Annotated in this window: 19 protein-coding genes; 9 read left to right on the top strand and 10 right to left on the bottom strand. The window is 72.7% G+C overall.

Annotated features, from left to right (window positions below):
- Positions 1–291 precede the first annotated feature (291 nt).
- On the top strand, positions 292–1,365 hold the full coding sequence (locus tag ABT023_RS12150; RefSeq protein ID WP_350884643.1) for an AI-2E family transporter: 1,074 nt from the start codon (positions 292–294) through the stop codon (positions 1,363–1,365).
- Positions 1,366–1,429: 64 nt separating this feature from the next.
- On the opposite strand, the gene ABT023_RS12145 is transcribed toward ABT023_RS12150, so the two are convergent.
- From ABT023_RS12145 to ABT023_RS12130, 4 genes are all read right to left on the bottom strand, one after another.
- The gene (locus tag ABT023_RS12145; RefSeq protein WP_350884481.1) at positions 1,430–2,230 is read right to left on the bottom strand and encodes an alpha/beta hydrolase; all 801 of its coding nucleotides are present in this window, start codon (positions 2,228–2,230) and stop codon (positions 1,430–1,432) included.
- 66 nt (positions 2,231–2,296) lie between these two features.
- A complete protein-coding gene (locus ABT023_RS12140; RefSeq protein WP_396670725.1) occupies positions 2,297–2,578 on the bottom strand; it encodes an Rv1322 family protein in 282 nt (93 codons plus the stop codon).
- 162 nt (positions 2,579–2,740) lie between these two features.
- Positions 2,741–4,525 (bottom strand): 3-hydroxyacyl-CoA dehydrogenase family protein, encoded by a 1,785-nt coding sequence (locus tag ABT023_RS12135; protein WP_350884477.1) that lies wholly within the window; start codon positions 4,523–4,525, stop codon positions 2,741–2,743.
- 144 nt (positions 4,526–4,669) lie between these two features.
- Positions 4,670–5,092 (bottom strand): FHA domain-containing protein, encoded by a 423-nt coding sequence (locus tag ABT023_RS12130; RefSeq protein ID WP_350884475.1) that lies wholly within the window; start codon positions 5,090–5,092, stop codon positions 4,670–4,672.
- A gap of 284 nt (positions 5,093–5,376) precedes the next feature.
- On the opposite strand from ABT023_RS12130, the gene ABT023_RS12125 reads away from it, so the two are divergent.
- Entirely contained in the window at positions 5,377–6,879 is a 1,503-nt protein-coding gene (locus ABT023_RS12125; RefSeq protein ID WP_350884473.1) for an aldehyde dehydrogenase family protein, read from the top strand.
- A gap of 21 nt (positions 6,880–6,900) precedes the next feature.
- Here the strand turns inward: ABT023_RS12125 and nucS are convergent, their stop codons facing one another.
- Positions 6,901–7,560, bottom strand: a complete 660-nt coding sequence (gene nucS / locus ABT023_RS12120) for an endonuclease NucS (RefSeq protein WP_350884471.1) — start codon at positions 7,558–7,560, stop codon at positions 6,901–6,903.
- A gap of 71 nt (positions 7,561–7,631) precedes the next feature.
- On the opposite strand from nucS, the gene ABT023_RS12115 reads away from it, so the two are divergent.
- Positions 7,632–8,249: a DUF4126 domain-containing protein gene (locus ABT023_RS12115; protein ID WP_350884469.1), complete on the top strand. Its 618-nt coding sequence runs from the start codon at positions 7,632–7,634 to the stop codon at positions 8,247–8,249.
- A gap of 95 nt (positions 8,250–8,344) precedes the next feature.
- On the opposite strand, the gene ABT023_RS12110 is transcribed toward ABT023_RS12115, so the two are convergent.
- Positions 8,345–8,938, bottom strand: coding sequence for a hypothetical protein (locus tag ABT023_RS12110; protein ID WP_350884466.1), 594 nt, complete (start codon positions 8,936–8,938; stop codon positions 8,345–8,347).
- A 486-nt stretch (positions 8,939–9,424) separates the two neighbouring features.
- Here ABT023_RS12110 and ABT023_RS12105 point away from each other — a divergent pair, with 486 nt between their 5' ends.
- Both ABT023_RS12105 and ABT023_RS12100 read left to right on the top strand, forming a co-directional pair.
- A complete protein-coding gene (locus ABT023_RS12105; protein WP_350884465.1) occupies positions 9,425–10,396 on the top strand; it encodes a polysaccharide deacetylase family protein in 972 nt (323 codons plus the stop codon).
- 159 nt (positions 10,397–10,555) lie between these two features.
- On the top strand, positions 10,556–10,852 hold the full coding sequence (locus ABT023_RS12100) for a DUF1540 domain-containing protein (protein ID WP_350884464.1): 297 nt from the start codon (positions 10,556–10,558) through the stop codon (positions 10,850–10,852).
- Between the two features lie 21 nt (positions 10,853–10,873).
- Here ABT023_RS12100 and ABT023_RS12095 read toward each other — a convergent pair whose 3' ends face one another.
- On the bottom strand, positions 10,874–12,880 hold the full coding sequence (locus tag ABT023_RS12095; RefSeq protein WP_350884463.1) for an ethylmalonyl-CoA mutase: 2,007 nt from the start codon (positions 12,878–12,880) through the stop codon (positions 10,874–10,876).
- Between the two features lie 150 nt (positions 12,881–13,030).
- Between ABT023_RS12095 and ABT023_RS12090 the strand changes: the two genes are divergently transcribed.
- The 3 genes from ABT023_RS12090 (at position 13,031) to ABT023_RS12080 (ending at position 15,762) form a co-directional block, all read left to right on the top strand.
- Positions 13,031–13,933, top strand: a complete 903-nt coding sequence (locus ABT023_RS12090; RefSeq protein ID WP_350884461.1) for an ABC transporter ATP-binding protein — start codon at positions 13,031–13,033, stop codon at positions 13,931–13,933.
- Positions 13,933–14,781, top strand: a complete 849-nt coding sequence (locus ABT023_RS12085) for an ABC transporter permease (protein WP_350884459.1) — start codon at positions 13,933–13,935, stop codon at positions 14,779–14,781. Before ABT023_RS12090 ends, ABT023_RS12085 begins: the two co-directional genes overlap by 1 nt.
- 174 nt (positions 14,782–14,955) lie before the next feature.
- On the top strand, positions 14,956–15,762 hold the full coding sequence (locus ABT023_RS12080; protein ID WP_502890654.1) for an alpha/beta hydrolase: 807 nt from the start codon (positions 14,956–14,958) through the stop codon (positions 15,760–15,762).
- 40 nt (positions 15,763–15,802) lie between these two features.
- Here the strand turns inward: ABT023_RS12080 and ABT023_RS12075 are convergent, their stop codons facing one another.
- Entirely contained in the window at positions 15,803–16,651 is an 849-nt protein-coding gene (locus ABT023_RS12075; protein ID WP_350884455.1) for a 3-hydroxyacyl-CoA dehydrogenase family protein, read from the bottom strand.
- A gap of 141 nt (positions 16,652–16,792) precedes the next feature.
- Positions 16,793–18,229, bottom strand: coding sequence for a UDP-N-acetylglucosamine 1-carboxyvinyltransferase (gene murA / locus ABT023_RS12070; RefSeq protein ID WP_350884453.1), 1,437 nt, complete (start codon positions 18,227–18,229; stop codon positions 16,793–16,795).
- Here murA and ABT023_RS12065 point away from each other — a divergent pair.
- Positions 18,228–18,800, top strand: coding sequence for a cob(I)yrinic acid a,c-diamide adenosyltransferase (locus ABT023_RS12065; protein ID WP_350884451.1), 573 nt, complete (start codon positions 18,228–18,230; stop codon positions 18,798–18,800). The genes murA and ABT023_RS12065 overlap by 2 nt on opposite strands.
- Positions 18,801–19,176: 376 nt before the next feature.
- On the opposite strand, the gene ABT023_RS12055 is transcribed toward ABT023_RS12065, so the two are convergent.
- Positions 19,177–19,632, bottom strand: a complete 456-nt coding sequence (locus ABT023_RS12055) for a DUF2550 domain-containing protein (protein ID WP_350884449.1) — start codon at positions 19,630–19,632, stop codon at positions 19,177–19,179.
- Position 19,633 lies beyond the last annotated feature (1 nt).

Here is a 19,633-nt window from a genome sequence, read left to right as displayed (position 1 = left end):
TGGCCGGGGTGGCCGCAGGAATCATCGGGCACTACCCTCCCGGGCAGGAGCCCGCGTGCCCGGGAGAGGGTCTCCGGTCGGGGCACCGGAGCGCGCGGAGGAGGCCCGGTGACCCAGGACGCGCCGGCAGGCGGTAACCCACCGGACGACGAGACGACCGCAACGGCGGCCCCGGCCGACGACCGCCCGTCACGCAACGCCCCGGCCACCGTAGGACCCGGCCGGGAGCCGGCGGGCGCCGCCCCGGCCGACGACGTCGACGCCACTGACGTCGACGCCGGCGACTTCGAGGTGTCCGGCGGGGTCGCCACCGGCTCCGGCCGGTTCGGGCAGCCGGGGCGCCCGTTGCGTCGCAACAGCTTCCTGGTCGGCTTCACCGGTGCGCTCGGCGTGCTGCTGGCGTACGCCGTCTTCCTCGGCGTGCGCAACGCGGCCGGCATCCTCGTGCTGGTGGTCATCGCGCTGTTCCTGGCCGTGGGGCTCAACCCGGCGGTGGTCCGGCTGCGCTCGTGGGGGCTGCCGAACGGCCTGGCGGTGGCGACGGTGGCGCTGACCGTGCTGCTGCTGATCGTCGGCGGCCTGGTGGCGCTGGTGCCGCCCGTGGTCACCCAGTCCGGTCAGTTCGTCGAGCAGCTCCCCAGCTACGTGGAGGAGCTGCGCCGCAACGAGGCCGTGAACGACTTCGTCGTGCGGTTCGACGTGATGGAGAAGGTTCAGGCGGCGGCGAACGCCAACACCATCGGCCGCGCGCTGGGCGGGGTGCTCGGCGGCGCGCAGCTGATCGCCGGCACCCTGTTCCGGGCGCTCACCGTGCTGGTGCTGACGATCTACTTCCTCGCCTGGTTCGACCGGTTGCGCCGCGTCGGGTACTCGCTGGTGCCCCGCTCGCGTCGCCGTCGGGTACAGCTGATCGGCGACGAGATCCTCGCCAAGGTGGGTGCGTACATGGTCGGCGCGCTGAGCATCGCCGTGCTGGCCGGCGTGACCACCTTCGTGTTCGCGCTGATCGTCGGGCTGCCGTACCCGTTCGCGCTGGCGGTGGTGATCGCGGTGACCGACCTGATCCCGCAGATCGGCGCGACGCTGGGTGCTGTGGTGGTGAGCCTGGTCGGCTTCGCCACCGGCCTGCCGGTCGGGATCGCCTGCGTCGTGTTCTTCGTCCTGTACCAGCAGGTGGAGAACTACCTGATCTACCCGAAGATCATGCGCCGTTCCGTGGAGGTCAACGAGGTCGCCGCCCTGCTCGGGGCGCTGCTCGGGGTGTCCCTGCTGGGCGTGGTCGGCGCGCTGGTCGCGATCCCGCTGGTGGCCGCCCTCCAGTTGATCCTGCGCGAGGTGGTCCTCCCCCGCCAGGACGCCCGCTGACGGACACCCCGAACACCGGGCGTCCCGGGGCGCCGGCAGGTCGCCCGGCTCCGGCGCGGGCGGGTCAGTCCGCGCGCGGGCCGGGGACCGGGGTGTCGGCGAAGGACGCGACCGTCCGGTCGGCGTACGCGCTGACGTCACCGGTCTGGATCGGGCCGTCCCAGGTGCGCGGCAGGGGCAGCGGGGCGGCCGGGTTGACCCGGCGGACGATCTCGTCGAGCACGGTCTCGGCGTCGCCGACCCACAGGTGCTTCGCGCCGGGCACCCCGACGAGCTCGGCCTGCGGCACCGCCGCGAAGCGCTCGCGGGCCTCGTCGGGGCGCAGGTAGTCGTCGAACTCGGGCACCAGGGCGGTCAGCGGCTTGCCGCTCTCGGCCCAGTGCGCGAGGTCGCCGGGGGCGGAGAAGCGCAGCGGCGGGGAGAGCAGGATCGCCCCGGCCACCGCCGGGTCGCAGCCGTACTTCAGCGCCAGGTCGGTGCCGAACGACCAGCCGACCAGCCAGATGTTGGGCAGCTCGGCGAACTCGGCGTACTCGATGGCGGCGGCCACGTCGAAGCGCTCGCCGGCCGCGTTGTCGAACGCGCCCTCGCTGGTGCCGCGCAGGCTGCTGGTGCCCCGGGTGTTGAACCGGAGCACGGCCAGGTCGGCCAGCGCCGGCAGCCGCCAGGCCGCCTTGCGGAACACGTGGCTGTCCATCATCCCGCCGTGGGTGGGCAGCGGGTGCAGGCAGACCAGCGTGCCGACCGGCGCCCGGTCCGCCGGCCGGGCCAGTTCGCCGACGAGCCGCAGACCGTCCGCGGTGTGCAGCTCGATGTCCTCACGGTGCCCGGGCAGGATCGACGACGCGCGGATCGGTGTGCTCACCGCACCAGTCTCCCGCGCCGCCGCCGTCTGCGCCCGGCGGGGCGGAAACGGGGTGATCCAGATCGCTCAGCCGTACCGGGGGGCGCCCCGGCCGCGCTGGACCCCCGGGCCGCGCCGGTCCCGCGCCCGCCAGCAGCCGCTGTGCCAGTGCCTGCGGTCGGTCAGGTCGCCCCGGTCGTCCGCCGGCCAGGCCACCAGGTGCGCCACCCCCGGGCGGATCTCCTGGTCGCAACCCGGGCAGCGGTACGTCTTGGCCGACGCCCCGCCGCTGATTCCGCGCACCTGCCAGTCGCCGTCGCGCCACTGCTGCACGGTGGGCACGCCGTGTCGGGCCTGGTCGGCGTTCAGGTGGACGTGCTCGTCCCGGCGGGGGCGGTTACGACGGGGGCTCACAGTCACCAAGCGTACGGTCAGTTCCAGGCCCCGGGCCCGGTGAGGTCGTCGGCGAGCGGGGCCCCGGCCAGGCCCCTCGGCGCACTCCGGGGCGACGTCCGCCCGGCGTTCACCCGCTCAGCGGCGGGTGTGGTCGCGGAACCCGCGCCCGGTCTTGCGACCCAGGTAGCCGGCGGTGACCAGGTGCTCCAACAGCGGGGCCGGGGCGAAGCCGGGCTCGCGCAGTTCCAGGTACAGCTCGCGCTGGATGGCCAGCGAGACGTCGAGGCCGACCACGTCGAGCAGCTCGAACGGGCCCATCGGGTAGCCGCAGCCGAGCTTCATCGCGTGGTCGATGTCGTCGGCGGTGGAGTAGCTGGCCTCCAGCATCTTCACCGCGTCGTTCAGGTACGGGAAGAGCAGCGCGTTGACGACGAAGCCGGACCGGTCGGCGCAGACCACGCCGGTCTTGCCCAGCGCCGCGCAGACCGCGCGGGCCGTGGCGGTGGTCTCCTCGGAGGTGCGGATGGTCCGCACGATCTCCACCAGGGGCATCACCGGCGCCGGGTTGAAGAAGTGCAGCCCCACCACGTCGGCCGGCCGGTGGGTGGCCATCGCGACGTCGATCACCGGCAGCGAGGAGGTGGTCGTGGCGAGCACGACGCCCGGCTTGCAGATCTCGTCGAGGCTGGCGAACAGGGCCTTCTTGACGCTGAGCTCCTCGATCACGGCCTCGACGACGAGGTCGACGTCGGCGAGGTGGTCCAGGGTCGCCGACCAGGTGACCCGGCCGAGGGCGGCGTCCCGGTCGTGCTCGCTGAGCTTGCCCCGCACCACGCCCTTGTTCAGCGAGGTCTTGACCGCCTCGCAGACCTTCGCGGACTTCTCCGCGCCCCGGGTCACCGAGACGACCTCGTAGCCGGCCTTCGCGAAGACCTCGATGATCCCGGTGGCCATCGTCCCGGAACCGACCACCCCGACCTTCGCGATGGCCGGCGCGCCGTCGGCCGGTGCCGGCCCCGCCGGCGTCCGCTCGTCCGGTACGACCTTCGGCGAGCCCGGCCGCTCGTACGTGTAGAAGCCCCGGCCGGACTTCCGGCCGAGCAGTCCCGCGGTGACCATCTGCTTGAGCAGCGGCACCGGCGCGTGCCGGCGGTCCCGCCCGCCCCGCCGGTACATGGTGTCCAGGATCTCGTACGCCGTGTCGAGGCCGATCAGGTCCATCAGCGCGAGCGGGCCCATCGGCAGGCCGCAGCCGAGCTTCATGGCGGCGTCGATGTCCTCGCGGGTGGCGTAGTGCGCCTCGTGCATCGCCACGGCGTGGTTGAGGTACCCGAACAGCAGCGCGTTGGCGATGAAGCCGGCCCGGTCGTTGATGGTGACGTCGACCTTGCCGAGCCGGGCGCAGAGCGCCTCCACGTCGGCGACCACCTCGGCGGAGGTGACCACCGTGCGGACCACCTCGACCAGCTTCATGACCGGGGCGGGGTTGAAGAAGTGGATGCCGATGACCTGGTTCGGCCGCCCGGTGGCGACCGATATCTCGGTGACCGACAGCGAGGAGGTGTTGGTCGCCAGGATCGCCTCGGGCCGGCAGATCCGGTCCAGCTCCGCGAAGAGCCGCTGCTTCAGGTCGAGGTGCTCGGGGACGGCCTCGATCACCAGGTCCACCGAGTGCAGCGCGTCCAGGCCCACCTGGAAGTCCACCCGGGAGAGCAGGGCGTCCCGGTCGGCCTCGGCGAGCTTGCCCCGGGCGACCGCCCGGTCGGTCGATCCGGTGAGGTTGGCCCGGCCGCGCTCCAGGGCCCCGTCGGAGATCTCGACCGCGACCACGTCGATGCCGTTGCGCGCGAAGACCTCGACGATCCCCGCGCCCATGGTGCCCAGCCCCACGACACCCACGCTGGTGAACTCGCGCGCCACGACCGGCCTCCCAGTGCTCCACGAGACCGCTGAACGGTCGCTAAGGGTTATGCGCGCGAGTCTGCCACGTGACGTTCGGTTGTCGAGTCACGGTGGGGTATTTCACGAGGTGGGTGCGGCCGGGCGCCGTCGAGGTCGGCTGCCTCAGGTGCGGGCGGCGGGCGGGGCGGCCAGCGGCAGCGGGAGGGTGGGGCGGCGGTCACGGCTCCGCAGAGCAGGGCCCAGCCGCAGCCCGACCGGGTCGGTCCGGGCCAGGCCCGGGTCGAAGAAGCGCAGCTCGGTGCGGCCCAGCCGGATCACGTCCCCGTCGGAGAGCTGCTCCGGCCCGTCGATCCGCCGGTCGTTGAGCCAGGTGCCGTTGGTGGATTCCAGGTCCACCAGCGTCACCCCGCCGACGGTCAACCGCACACTGGCGTGCCGACGGCTCAGGTGCGGATCGTCGACGGCGATGTCCACCGTAGACGCGCGGCCGATCACCTGCGGCTCCGTGCGGAGCCGGAAGCTCGCCCCACGCATCGGTCCGCCCGCCACGGTCAGCAGCGGCATCAGTTCCGGAAGATCCCTCATGGACGGTCAGCCTCCTGCCCCCGGTGTCCCGGCGTCAGCGTGCCATCACGTGGTAGCCGTCCCCACCACCGGCCGGTCACCTCCGCGACCCCGCCCGGTCATCTCCGGTTAGCCGGTTCGGCTCCCACCAGAGCCATCCGGCCTGTCCCGCCAGTCGGGTTTCGGCGCTGCCGACGCCACCGGCCCTCGGGGCCGTCCGGGGGGTGGCTTCCGGGCGGCGCGACGTCGGCCTCCCGGCCACCGGAGACCTACCAGCGGGTAGCTTCCGGGTCTAGACTTCCGCCATGACGGCTGTGCGTGTCCCGGGTGCCCCGATCATCGAGGACGGTCGGCTGGTGTCGACCAGCCCCGCCACCGGCGCGGAGGTGGGACGGCTGCCGGCCGCGGCAGCGGCCGACGTCGCGGCGGCGGTGGACCGCGCCCGGGAGGCGGCTGCCTGGTGGGCCGGGCTCGGCTTCACCGGCCGCCGGGAGCGGCTGCTGCGCTGGCGCGGCGTGCTGGCCCGGCGGATCGAGGAGCTGGCTGAACTGGTGCACGCCGAGGGCGGAAAGCCCGTCCCCGACGCCATCGTCGAGGTACTCACCGCGATCGAGCACATCGACTGGGCCGCCCGCAACGCCGGCCGGGTGCTCGGGCCGCGCCGGAAGCGCTCCCGGCTCATCCTCGCCGAGTTCTCCGCCCACCTGGAATACGTGCCGTACGGGGTGGTCGGGGTGATCGGCCCGTGGAACTACCCGGTCTTCACGCCGATCGGCTCCACGGCGTACGCGCTCGCCGCCGGCAACGCCGTCGTCCTCAAGCCCAGCGAGTACACCCCGGCCGTCGGCCAGTGGCTGGCCGACGTTTTCGCCGAGGTGGTGCCGGAGCATCCGGTGTTCACCGTGGTGCACGGCCTCGGCGACATCGGGGCCGCGCTGTGCCGTTCCGGGGTCGACAAGCTGGCCTTCACCGGCTCGACGGCCACCGCCAAAAAGGTGATGGCGGCCTGCGCCGAGTCGCTGACCCCGGTGCTGCTGGAGGCCGGCGGCAAGGACGCCATGATCGTCGACAGCGACGCCGACCTGGACGCCGCAGCCGAGGCGTGCGTCTGGGGCGCGCTCACCAATGCCGGCCAGACCTGCATCGGCATCGAGCGGGTGTACGCGGTGGAGCCCGTCTTCGACGCCTTCGTCGGCAAGGTGGTGGAGAGGGCCGGCCGGCTGACCGTCGGCGCCGAGGGGGCCGACATCGGCCCGATCACCATGCCCGCCCAGCTCGACGTGATCCGCCGGCACATCGACGACGCGCTGGCCCGGGGCGGTCAGGCCGTGCTCGGCGGCGCGGACGCGGTACGGCCACCGTACGTGCACCCGACCGTGCTGGTGCAGGTGCCGGAGGACTCCGCCGCCGTCCGCGAGGAGACCTTCGGCCCGACGCTGACCATCAACCGGGTCCGCGACGCCGAAGAGGCGATCACCCGCGCCAACGCCCTCCCGTACGGCCTGGGTGGTTCGGTCTTCGGCCGGCGGCGGGCGGTGGCCATCGCCCGGCGGCTGCGCTCCGGGATGGCCGCGGTGAACTCCACCCTGACCTTCGCCGGGATGTCCACCCTGCCGTTCGGCGGGGTCGGCGACTCCGGCTTCGGCCGGATCCACGGCGAGGACGGGCTGCGCGAGTTCGGCCGGGCCAAGGCGGTCACCCGCCGCCGGGCCCGGTCGCTGCTGCCGGCGATGACCTTCGAGCGCACCCCGGCCGACGTCGCCCGCCTGATCAAGGTCACCAAGCTGATGTACGGCCGCCGCCGCTGACCGGGGTGGGCCGGCGGCCGGTCAGAACAGGGTCAGCTCGTCGCGCTCGATACCGCGCAGCTTGTCGTAGTTGACCACCACGCAGCGGATGCCCCGGTCCGTCGCCAGCACCCGGGCCTGCGGCTTGATCTCCTGGGCGACGAAGACGCCGCTGACCGGGGCGAGCAGCGGATCGCGGTTCATCAGTTCGAGATAGCGGGTGAGCTGCTCCACCCCGTCGATCTCGCCGCGCCGCTTCACCTCGACGGCGACCGCGCCCTGCGCCGCGTCCCGGCAGAGCAGGTCCACCGGTCCGATCGCCGTCATGTACTCCCGGCGGACCAGGGTGAACCCCTCGCCCAGGGCGGTCGGGTTGGCCGCCAGCAGTTCCTGCAGGTGCGCCTCGACGCCGTCCTTGCGCAGGCCCGGGTCGACGCCCAGCTCGTACGAGGTGTCCTGGAAGATCTCCTCCAGGGTGATCCGCAGCTCCTCGCCGGCCTTGTTCACCACCCGCCAGACGCCGGGGGCCTCCTCCAGCCGACAGGGCGGGCTCATCCAGTTCAACGGCTTGTACGCACGGTCATCGGCGTGGATCGACACCGACCCGTCCGCCTTGACCATCAACAAGCGAGTGGCCAGCGGCAGGTGAGCCGAGAGCCGTCCGACGTAGTCCACCGAGCACTTCGCAATCACCAACCGCACCCGACGAGGGTAGCGGAGACCCCGACCTCCGCCGTCGAGCGGCACTGGCGTGGCGGTGCCATGCTGAGACGGTGTTCGAAGTGCTCACTGGTACCGGGCTCGCCGCATCGGCGGGCCTGAACGCCTACATACCCCTGCTCACCATGGGATTGCTGGCCCGCTACACCGACCTGATCAACCTTCCCAGCGGCTGGCAGTGGCTCGGCAACGGCTGGGTCATGGTGATCCTCGCGGTGCTGCTCACCGTCGAGGTCGTCGCCGACAAGGTGCCGGTCGTCGACCACGTCAACGACGTCGTCCAGACGGTGGTGCGGCCGACCGCGGGCGGGCTCGCCTTCGGTGCCGGTTCCAGCTCCGAGACGGTCACGGTCAGCGACCCCGGCCACTTCTTCTCGTCCAGCCAGTGGGTGCCGGTGGTGACCGGCGTGCTCATCGCCCTCGGCGTACACCTGCTCAAGTCCGCCGCCCGCCCGGTGATCAACGCGACCACCGCCGGTGTCGGCGCCCCGGTCGCGAGCACCGCCGAGGACGCCACCAGCATCGTGATGTCCCTGGTCGCGATCATCCTGCCGGTGCTGGTGCTGGCCTTCCTGGTCGGCTTCGTCCTCTTCCTCTTCTGGTTCCTTCGCCGCCGCAAGGACCGCCGCCGCGAACGCCAGGCCGCCCGAGCCGCCGGCTTCCGCGTCTGACACCCACCCACCTCACCGCCCTGGACCCTGTTTCCGCAGACGCCGCCGGCCGGGCCCCTTGTCGGGGGCCCGGCCGGTTGGCTGTTCGGTTGGTGTCAGCTGTTCCAGTGTTCGGTGACGAGGTCGGCGGCCTGCTGTTCCCACTGTGCGTACGCGTCGGGGTAGGCGGACACCTGCACGGTCTGCGCGGCCTGGGTCAGGGGCATGTCCTGCCACCCGTCGACCTGCTTGAGGCCCTTCAGGAACGCGAGGGTGGAGTATTCGGGGTCGGTGATCTGTTCGGGGGTGCCCCAGCCGGAGGTGGGGCGCTGTTGGAACAGGCCCTGCGAGTCGTGGTCGTTGCGGTCGCCGAGGTGGCCCAGGTTCTCCAGCTTCGACTCCTGCAGTGCGGTGCCGATGGAGATGACGGCGGCCCGTTCGTCCATGCCGGCCTTCTTCGTCGCGGCGATGATCGCCTTGACGTTGGCGGTCTGCTCGGCGTCGAGGTCGATGCGGGACTGCGCGCCCTGCACGCCGTGCGGGATCAGCTTGGCCTTGTCCACGCCGGGCTTGTCGGCCTGCACGGCGACGGCGGTCGGGGTGGATTCGGTGGTGGGGGTGGTGTGGGCGGTGGCGGGGCCGGCGAACACGCCGCCGGCGAAGGCGAGACCGGCGATGCCGAGAACGCTCTTACGGATGATCGTGTTCATGGGGGTGTCTCCAATCGGGGGTCGACACACGCACCGCCCCGGGGGGAGGGGGCGGGGGTGTGAGCACCACGTCGAGGCGCCCAACAGATCAAAAAGGGGGGAAAGTCGTCCGGCGCGGCTCACCACACCCGGGAGGGGGTGCTGGTGGCGGCGGGTCCATGTGTAACGACCGGCGGCCGACCCGCATTCCCCGAGGGGGTCACGGGGGTTCGGGCGGGGTGCGCTGCTCGATCGTCTGCCATGTGTAACGACCCGGGGCCGGCCGGTGTTCCGCCGGACGGATGCCCCCGGTCACACCCCCAAACCGCCCCAAACCTCACTCCGGCCCCGCCCACCCCCGGCCTCGACACGGTGATCAAGGGGTTTGCGTCGGAGTCGAGGCGCCATCCGACACAAACCTCTTGATCACCCCCGCTGGGCGCTGACGGAATCGGTCAAGGGTGATGGGGTCAGCGGGTGGGGGTGGTCCGTTGAGATCATCTGCCGGTGCCTGTGAAGAACTCCCGCGTCCCCCTGGTGGCGACGCTCGCCGCCCTGACCGGTGTCGCCGCGCTGCTGGCCGCGCCGACCCCCGTACGCGAAACCGGTCACGCCGCCATCATCCGGGCGCTGGCGCCCTCGGGGGCCGTAACCGGCTCCGGCAGCCCGCGTACCGGCCCGGCCGGGGACTCGGCGAAGCCGACCGGACAGCCGGCACCGTCACCCGTGCCGAGCGGTCGGCCAGACCCGGGGACGGCGACGGTGCCGGGTGCGAGCCGGGTCGGGCGACGGCCACCGGTGGTGGACCACGGGCCGCGCACCGGCGACAAGGTGGCGCTCACCTTCGACGCGGACATGACCGACGCGATGCGGTACCAACTACGCAGCGGTGCGGTGCGGTCGTACGCGAACCTGGCGATCGTCGACCTGCTGGAGCGGGAACGGGTGCCGGCCACCTTCTTCCTGACCGGCAAGTGGGTCGAGGAGTACCCCGACGTCACCCGTCGCCTGGCCGCCAACCCGCGCTTCGAGCTGGCCAACCACACGTACGGCCATCTCGCCTTCACCTCGGACTGCTACCAGCTGCCGACGATCCCCCGGCAGCGGATGGCGGCCGACGTGGCCCGGACCTTCGACGTGATCGCCCCGTACGGCGGGCGGCAGACCCGGTACTTCCGCTTTCCCGGGCTCTGCCACGATCGCACGGCCCTGACCGAGCTGGCGCCGCTGGGCGTCACGGTGGTGGACGGTGACGTGGTCAGCGGCGACCCGTTCGCGCGGTCCTGGCGGCCGATCGTCGACGCGGTGCTGTCCCGGGTACGCCCCGGCTCCGTCGTCGTCCTGCACGTCACCGAGGCGAACGCCCCGATGACGGACGAGGCGCTGCCGCGCATCCTGGCCGGGCTGGCCGACCGGGGGCTCACCCCGGCTCCGCTCTCCGAGGTGCTGGCGGCGACGCCGCCCGGCCCCGCCGGTTGACCACGGCGGCCCGATCGGGGGGCCGCGCCGATCGGAAGGTCCCTCGACGGCCGGGTGGCAACGATCCGAGCGGGTGGCCGGGCTGACCAATCATCAACATCAAATGCGACAAAAGCCTAGTGTCGGAAGGGAGTCGATGAGAACCCAGAGGAGGCCGTCATGACTACGGCGATGGAGATGCCCCGCGTCCAGGAATGCGTGGTCGCGGCCTGCGCCTACAACAGCACCGGCGACTGCCACGCGTTCGCCATCACGATCGGCAGCGCGGACCACGCCCACTGCCACACCTTCGTCGAGATGCCGGTCCGCGGTGGCATCGAGACGCTGATCGCCCAGGTGGGCGCGTGTCAGCGGTCGGACTGCCGGCACAACTCCCAGCTGGAGTGCCACGCCCCGGCGATCCGGGTCGGCCCGGACAACGACATGGCCGACTGCATGACGTACGACGGCCGCTGACACCCGTACCGGGGCCCCTGCTCACAGGCCGTTGGCGGCGCGGACGACGGTGACGAGGTCGTCGATGATGCCGGTGAGCGCGAAGTCCTTCGGCGTGAACACCCGGGCCACCCCGGCGGCGCGCAGCGCCTCGGCGTCGCCGGGCGGGATGATGCCGCCGACCACGACCGGCAGGTCGCCCCGGCCGGCGGCGCGCAGGCCGTTCAGCACCGCCGGCACGGCGTCCAGGTGCGAGCCGGAGAGCACGGACAGGCCGACCAGGTCGACGTCCTCCTCCACGGCGGCGGCGACGATCTGCCCGGCGGTCAGCCGGATGCCCTGGTAGATCACCTCGAAGCCGGCGTCGCGGGCACGTACCGCGATCTGCTCGGCGCCGTTGGAGTGCCCGTCCAGGCCGGGCTTGCCGACCAGCAGCCGCAGCCGGCCGGCACCCAGCTCGCGGGCGGTGGTGGCGACCCGCTCCCGGACGGCGGCCAGGCCGCTGTCGCCGCCCACCCCGATCGTCGCGCCGGCCAGCCCGGTCGGCGCCCGGTACTCGCCGAAGACCTGGCGCAACGCGCCGGCCCACTCGCCGGTGGTCACCCCGGCCCGCACGCACGCCAGGGTCGCCGGCATCAGGTTCGCGGTGGTCGCGGCGTCCGCGCGCAGCCGGTCGAGCGCCGCGTCTACCGCCGCGCCGTCCCGGCCGGACCGCCACTCGTGTACGGAGGCCACGGCCGCCGCCTCGACCGCCGGATCGACCTGCTCGATCGCCTCGGCACCGGCCGCGGTCAGCGGCGACGACTCGGTCTCGGTGAACCGGTTGACGCCGACCACCACGTCGGTACCGACCTCCAGCCGGCGGCGGCGTTCGGCCAGCGAGCCGACCAGCGCGCTCTTGAGGTACCCGGTCTCGACGGCCGCCACCACGCCGCCCATCTCCAGCACCTTGTCCAGCTCGGCCCGGGCCCCGGTGACGATCCCGTCGACCAGCGCGGTCATCACGTGCGAGCCGGCGAACAGGTCCGGGTATTCGAGCAGGTCCGACTCGTACGCGAGGACCTGCTGCATGCGCAGCGACCACTGCTGGTCCCACGGCCGGGGCAGGCCGAGCGCCTCGTTCCAGGCCGGGAGCTGCACCGCGCGGGCGCGGGCGTCCCGGGACAGGGTGACGCCGAGCATCTCCAGCACGATCCGCTGGATGTTGTTCTCCGGCTGGGCCTCGGTCAGGCCGAGCGAGTTGACCTGCACGCCGTACCGGAACCGGCGCTGCTTCGGGTCGGTGACGCCGTACCGCTCCCGGGTGATCTCGTCCCAGAGCGCGCCGAACGCGCGCATCTTGGCGATCTCCTCGACGAAGCGCACCCCGGAGTTGACGAAGAACGAGATCCGGGCGACCACGTCACCCATCCGCTCGGCCGGCACCTGGCCGGCGTCGCGCACCGCGTCGAGCACGGCGACGGCGGTGGCCAGGGCGAACCCGACCTCCTGCACCGGCGTCGCGCCGGCCTCCTGCAGGTGGTACGAGCAGATGTTCACCGGGTTCCACCGGGGCATCTCCCGCAGCGCGTACGCGATGACGTCGGCGGTCAGCCGCAGCGACGCGGCCGGCGGGAAGATGTACGTCCCCCGGGACAGGTACTCCTTGATGATGTCGTTCTGTGTGGTCCCGGCGCAGCGGGCCAATTCGACGCCCTGCTCCGCGCCGACGGCGCCGTAGAGGGCGAGCAGCCACATCGCCGGCGCGTTGATGGTCATGGACGTGTTCATCTCGGCGAGCGGGATGCCGTCGAAGAGGGCCCGCATGTCGCCGAGGTGGGCCACCGGCACGCCGACCCGGCCGACCTCGCCGGCGGCCAGCTCGTGGTCCGGGTCGTACCCGGTCTGGGTGGGCAGGTCGAAGGCGATCGACAGGCCGGTCTGCCCCTTCGACAGGTTGCGGCGGAAGAGCGCATTGCTCGCGGCGGCCGAGGAGTGCCCGGCGTAGGTGCGCATCACCCACGGACGCTCGCGCTCGGGAAGCCGGCCGGGGGGAGCCTTCTCGTCCATGGCGGGAGTCTAAGTTACCGTTAAGTCACCTGGGTTGGTGAAAAACCGCACAGGTCCATGGGACGCGGCGGGCTGAACAGCACCGGAACGTGCGGGACGGCCGGCACCCCGGGCGCCGCCGACCGGCCCGCACGACGCACACTTGACGGCATGGATGACGAGCTCGCAATCTCCGTCCGGGGGCTGCGCAAGGCGTACGGCGACAACGTCGCGGTGGCGGGCGTGGATCTCGCGGTCCACCGCGGCGAGGTGTTCGCCCTGCTCGGGCCGAACGGCGCGGGCAAGACCACCACGGTGGAGATCCTGGAGGGCTACCGGCAGCGCGACGCCGGCGAGGTCTCCGTGCTGGGCAGCGACCCCGGGCTCGCCTTCGGGTCGCGACTGCGGGGCTCGCAAGCTCGCTCCTCGCGCACCCCACGACACCCCGCCCGCGACTGGCGGTCCCGGGTCGGCATCGTGCTCCAGGGAACCGGCGAGTTCGACGAACTGACCGTCGCCGAGTTGGTCTCGCACTTCTCCGGCTTCTACCCCGACGCGGACGACCCGGCGAAGGTCATCGAGCGGGTCGGCCTGGGGGCCAAGGCGAAGGCCCGTACGCACACCCTCTCGGGCGGGCAGAAGCGCCGCCTCGACGTCGCGCTCGGCATCATCGGCCGCCCCGAGCTGCTGTTCCTGGACGAGCCGACCACCGGCTTCGACCCGGAGGCCCGGCGCGAGTTCTGGGAGCTGATCCGGGACCTGACCGCCGCCGGCACCACCATCGTGCTCACCACGCACTACCTGGACGAGGCCGAGGCGCTGGCCGACCGGGTCGGGGTGATCGCCGCCGGCCGGCTGGTCGAGGTGGCCCCGCCGAACCAGCTCGGCAACCGGCAGGAGGCCCTGGCGACGGTCTCCTGGCGTACCCCCGAGGGGGTCGTGGAGACCGCGGAGAGCGCGACGCCGACGCGCCTGGTGGCGGAGCTGGCCGCGCGCTTCGGCGGCGAGGTCCCCGGGCTGACGGTGACCCGGCCGACCCTGGAAGACGTCTACCTGAAGATGATCGGACACTGATGACCACCACCACCAGGCCCGCGGCCCCGGTCGACCCCGCCGCACCGGCCCGCCGGCTCGGGGCGGGCGCGCTCGCCCTGCGCCAGGGCCGGCTGGAGATCACCCAGTTCATGCGCAGCCGGGAGTCCGTCGTGTTCACGATGGGCTTCCCGATCATCATGATCCTGATCTTCGCGGCCATCTTCAGCGATGAGATCGCCCCCAGTGTCAGCTACACGCAGTACTTCATCACCGGCATGATCGCCACCGGCCTGATGACGGGGAGCTTCCAGAACCTCGGCATCTGGATCCCGATCGAGCGGGACCGTGGGGTGCTCAAGCGCTACCGGGGCACCCCGATGCCGAAGTGGGTGTGGTTCGCCGGCAAGGTGCTCATGGTGGTGGCGATCAGCGTCGCCGAGACCGCCCTGCTGCTCGCCGTCTCGGTCGCCGTGTTCGACCTGGATCTGCCCGGCACGGCCGGCAGGTGGTTCACCTTCGGCTGGGTCTCCCTCCTCGGGGTCACCGCGTGCACCCTGTGCGGCATCGCGATCTCCTCGCTGGCCCGCACGGCGCGCAGCGGCTCCGCCGTGGTCACGCCCATCGCCCTGGTGCTCCAGTTCACCTCCGGGGTCTTCTTCGTCTTCACCAACCTGCCGAGCTGGATGCAGCAGGTGGCGGCCCTCTTCCCGCTGAAGTGGATGTGCCAGGGGCTGCGGGCGGTCTTCCTGCCCGAGAGCTTCGGCGCCCAGGAGCCGGCCGGGTCCTTCGAGCTGGGCCGGGTCGCCATCGTCCTCGCCCTGTGGTGCGTGATCGGCCTCGTGCTCTGCCTCACCACCTTCCGCTGGACCACCAAGCGCGACGGCTGAGGGAGGCGCCCCGCCCCACCGGCCCGCCCCTCGCCGCGTCCTCGGCCTTCGGGAGCACCCGCCGTCGTGGTCGGGCCGGAGGTGGCACCGCCGGCCGCCGGGCATGATCCGATCGCAGAAGACCCAGTTGCGTGGGCGGCGGGCCGAGGCCGGGGCTGGCAGACTGTGCCTGTGGTGGCGGGACCGACGCGGCGACGGCTGCTCCTGGCCGGGGCCGCCACGGCGGCGCTGGCCGTGGTCGGCGGCGCGGCGGCGAAGGAGCTGACCCGCCCGCGCCCGGGGCCGGCACCGGCGCTGCCCGACGCCCCGGCCGGCGATGCGCGGCTGATCCGACGGCAGTCGGCGGCCCGGGGCCGTGCCGTCGACTTCTGGACGGCCGTGCCGGCCGGGCACGGCGACGGGCGGGGGCTGCCGGTCTGCCTGGTGCTGCACGGCGCATCGTCCACCCCGCGCGACTACGCGCGCTTCGGGCTCGCCCGGTTCCTCACGGATGCGGTGCGCCGGGGCGCGCCGCCGTTCGCACTCGCCGGGGCGACCGGCGGCCGGCTCTCCTGGCGGCGCTCCGGTGCGGACGACCCGCAGCGGATGGTGCGCGAGGAGCTGCCGGCCTGGTGTGCCGAGCGCGGCTTCGACACGAGCCGCGTCGCTGCGTGGGGCTGGTCGATGGGCGGCTTCGGATCACTGCTGCTCGCCGAGACCTTCCCCGGCTGGCTGCGCGCGGTGGCCGCGTTCTCCCCCGCAGTAAGCCCCGGGGACGCGGTCTTCACCGACGTGGCACGGCTGCGCGGCACGCCGGTCGGGCTCTGGTGCGGCCGGCAGGACGGCCTGCTGCGCGACGTGCGGGCCCTGGCCCGCGCCCTGCCCGAACCCCCGGTCCACGCCGAGTACGCCGACGGCCGGCACAACTTCGTCTACTGGGGCACGGTCGTCCCGGCGGCCTTCTCGTTCCTGGCCGCCGCCCTCACGCCGCCGCGCCCCTGACCCGGCCCCGAGCGGGAACGGATCAGGGGTCGGTGCGGCGTCAGTACGTGTAGAAGCCCTTGCCGGTCTTGCGGCCCAGGTCGCCGGCGGTGACCATGCGCTGGAGCAGCTCCGGCGGGAAGAACTTCTCGTCGGCGGTGTCGGTGTAGATGTTCTTCGAGGCGTGCAGCAGCACGTCCACGCCGGTCAGGTCGGTGGTGGCCAGCGGGCCCATCGCGTGGCCGAAGCCGAGCTTGCAGGCCGTGTCCAGGTCCTCGGCCGACACCACGCCGGACTCGACCAGCTTGACCGCCTCGACGACCAGGGCGGCGATCAGCCGGGTGGTGACGAACCCGGCGATGTCCCGGTTCACCACGACGACGGTCTTGCCGATCTCCTCGGCGAACGCCTTCACGGCGGCCAGGGTCTCGTCGCTGGTCTTGTACCCGCGCACCAGCTCGCAGAGCTTCATCATCGGCACCGGGGAGAAGAAGTGCGTGCCGACGACCGCCTCCGGGCGCTCGGTCACGGCGGCGATCTGGGTGACCGGGATGGCCGAGGTGTTGGTGGCGAGCACCGCGTCGGCCTTGCAGATCTTGTCGAGCGCCCGGAAGACCTCGTGCTTGATCTCCAGCCGCTCGAACACCGCCTCGACGACGATGTCCGCGTCGGCGACCGCCTCCAGGTCGGTGGTCGGGGTGATCCGGCCCAACGTCGCCTCGACCTCGCCGGCCTCAATCCTGCCCTTCTCGGCGAACTTCTCCAGCGACTTCCGGATGCCCGCCAGCCCGCGCCCGGTGGCCGCGTCGTCCAGGTCCCGCAGCGTCACCTGCCAGCCCGCCTGCGCCGCCACCTGGGCGATGCCGGAGCCCATCAGCCCGGACCCGACGACCGCGAGTCGACCCGCCATCTGCTTCTCCCTCGCCTGATTGAGTGTCTGCCTGCACCCTATCGGCGACCCTGAACGATGGCTAAGCCAGCCGGCGGGCGACCGTCGGACGGCAGGCCACCGGCGGCGGCCCGGACCGCGCCGCGGTCAGGTCTGCCGCGGTCAGATCTCCAGCGCCGGCTCCTCCGGCGCGCTGCCGCGTTCGACCTCCACGCCCAGCGCCCGCAGGTCGGCGACGAAGTCCGGGTAGCCGCGGTCGACGTGGTGCACGTGGGAGACCTCGGTGACCCCGTCGGCGCAGAGCCCGGCGATGATCAGCCCGGCGCCGGCGCGGATGTCGGTGGCCCGGACGGGTGCCCCGGAGAGCATGTCCCGGCCGCGGACCACGGCGTGGTGGCCGTCGGTCTTGATGTCCGCGCCGAGCCGCATCATTTCGTTGGCGAACATGAACCGGCCGTCGAAGATGTTCTCGGTGATCAGGGACGCGCCGTCGCTGACCGCGGCGAGCCCGATCGCCATCGGCAGCAGGTCGGTGGCGAAGCCCGGGTAGGGCAGGGTGACCACGTCCACCGCCCGGGGGCGCTCGTCGACCCGTACCCGGAAGGCGTCGCCGCGGGTCTCCACCAGGCCACCGGCGCAGATCAGCTTGTCCAGCGCGACCTCCAGGAAGCCCGGGTCGATCCCCGTCACGGTGACGTCCCCCCGGGTCATCGCGGCGGCGAACGCCCAGGTCCCGGCGACGATCCGGTCGCCGACGGTCGCGTGCCGCACCGGCCGCAACTCCGGTACCCCCTCGATGTGCAGGGTGGAGGTGCCCTCCCCCTCGATCCGGGCACCCATCCGGATCAGCATCGAGCAGATGTCCACGATCTCCGGCTCCCGGGCCGCGTTGTCGATCACCGTCGCGCCCCGGGCCAGCACGGCGGCCATCACCAGATTCTCGGTGGCCCCGACGCTGGGGAAGTCGAGCACGATGTCCGCGCCGTGCAGGCCGTCCGGGGCGGCGGCGATGACGAAGCCGTGCTCGCCGGAGATGTCCGCGCCCATCCGGGTCAGCCCGGCGATGTGCATGTCCAGCCCCCGGGAGCCGATGGCGTCCCCGCCGGGGTGGGCCACCCGGACGTAGCCTCGGCGGGCCAGCAGCGGGCCGAGCACGCAGATCGACGCGCGCAGCCGGCGGACCAGGTCGTAGTCGGCCTCCGCGCCGGGCCGGTCCGGCACGTCGACGGTGACTGACCGGGACCGGGCCACCCCGCCCCGGGCCACCATCGGGTCGACGGGGTCGTCCGCGTCGAACCGGACGCCGCACCCCAGCCGGCGCAGCACCTCGCCCATGATGGCGATGTCGGTGATCCGGGGGACATTCGTGATGACGCTGCGCCCGGGGGCCAGCAGCGCGGCGGCCATCAGCTTGAGGGCCGAGTTCTTCGCCCCGACGACGTGCACCGTCCCGGCGAGCCGGGCGTTCCCGGAGACCCGGATCACGTCGACGTCGTTGACCGCCGGGTCCCCGGCGTCGCCGGGGCCGACCCCGGCCGGCCGGGTCGGGGTCGGCCGAGCGGGGATGGTCAGGTCGGGTATCCGTAGGCTGTGCGTCATGGCCGTCCACCTCACGCGCATCTACACCAGGGCCGGCGATGCCGGCATGACCAGGCTGAGCAACAACGAGCAGGTGCCGAAGACCGATCCGCGGATCGCCGCGTACGCGGACGTCGACGAGTGCAACGCCGCGATCGGCGTCGCGATCGCGCTGGGGCAGCTCGACGACGAGCTGCGGGCGGTGCTGGGGTCGATCCAGAACGACATGTTCGACGTCGGCGCCGACCTGTCCACCCCCGTGGAGCCGGACCCGGAGTACCCGCCGCTGCGGGTCACCGAGGAGTACGTGGACCGTCTCGAGGGGTGGTGCGACGAGTACAACGCACGCCTGAGCAAGCTCGACTCCTTCATCCTCCCCGGCGGCACCGCGGGAGCGGCGCTGCTGCACGTGGCACGGACGATCGCCCGGCGGGCTGAGCGTGCGGCATGGGCGCTGGTCGCGCAGGACCCCGACCGGACCAGCATCCTCCCGGCAAAGTATCTCAACCGGCTCTCCGATCTGCTCTTTATCCTGTCAAGAGCGGCAAATCCGGCAGGAGACGTGCTGTGGGTGCCGGGCGGTAAGCGCTGAGCATCGGCGCCGGCGGGCCGGTCCTGGCGGCTCGGCCCGACGTACCTGGTGCTGGAGGAGTCCCCCGCGCTGTCCGGGCGAAACCACGACCGGCTCGCCCCGGGCCTGACGTGGACCGGCTGGTCGCGGCCGCGCCGGCCAATGGCTGGACGCTGCTCTTCCCGGACCGCCACCCACACGCCGGCGGCCCGAACACCCACGCGGCCCACCTGACGAACCCCTAGGGCTACGAGGTCGAACTGACCGCTTCCACGACCTGACCGCCCACCAGAACCCGGCGATCTTGCAGTCAGGGCCCCGGTAACGCGCCTTTTGTCCGTTGCGCCCGGGCCCTAAGTGCAAGATCGCCGGGTACGGGGTACGGGGTGGGGCGGGGTCAGGCGGCGGGCCAGTCCTGGGATGCCAGGCGGGGCGTGGCCGCCCCGGGGGCGGCGGCCTCGATCCAGGAGAGGAAGCCGGTGACGGTGGAGCGGGCCATGGCGATCTCCACCGGGGCGTGCTCACTGGTGCACCGCAGGATCACCCAGTCGGCGGGCATGGAGAGGCGCTCCTGCCCCTCGGGCAGCCGCCGGCGCTCCACCGCGAGGGTCTTCCGGGACAGCGCCAGCTTGGGGCGCAGGGCGAAGGAGAACATCCGGTACCACCGGAGCTCATCGCCCGCGAACCGGCCGAACCCGGGCGACCAGCCCCGGCCGTCGAGCATCGTGGAGACCCGGACGCTGAGCCGGATGATCCCGCCGGTGCGGGTGACCAGCGCCCGTCGGACGAAGAGGATCAGCAGAGCGGCGATCACGGCGGCGAAGCCGATCCCGATCCCCTCCACGATCTCCATC

It is taken from the genome of Micromonospora sp. NPDC002296, from assembly GCF_040296145.1.
In the GTDB taxonomy this organism is placed as follows: Bacteria; Actinomycetota; Actinomycetes; order Mycobacteriales; family Micromonosporaceae; genus Micromonospora.
This window is presented reverse-complemented; position numbering and strand designations above follow the sequence as displayed.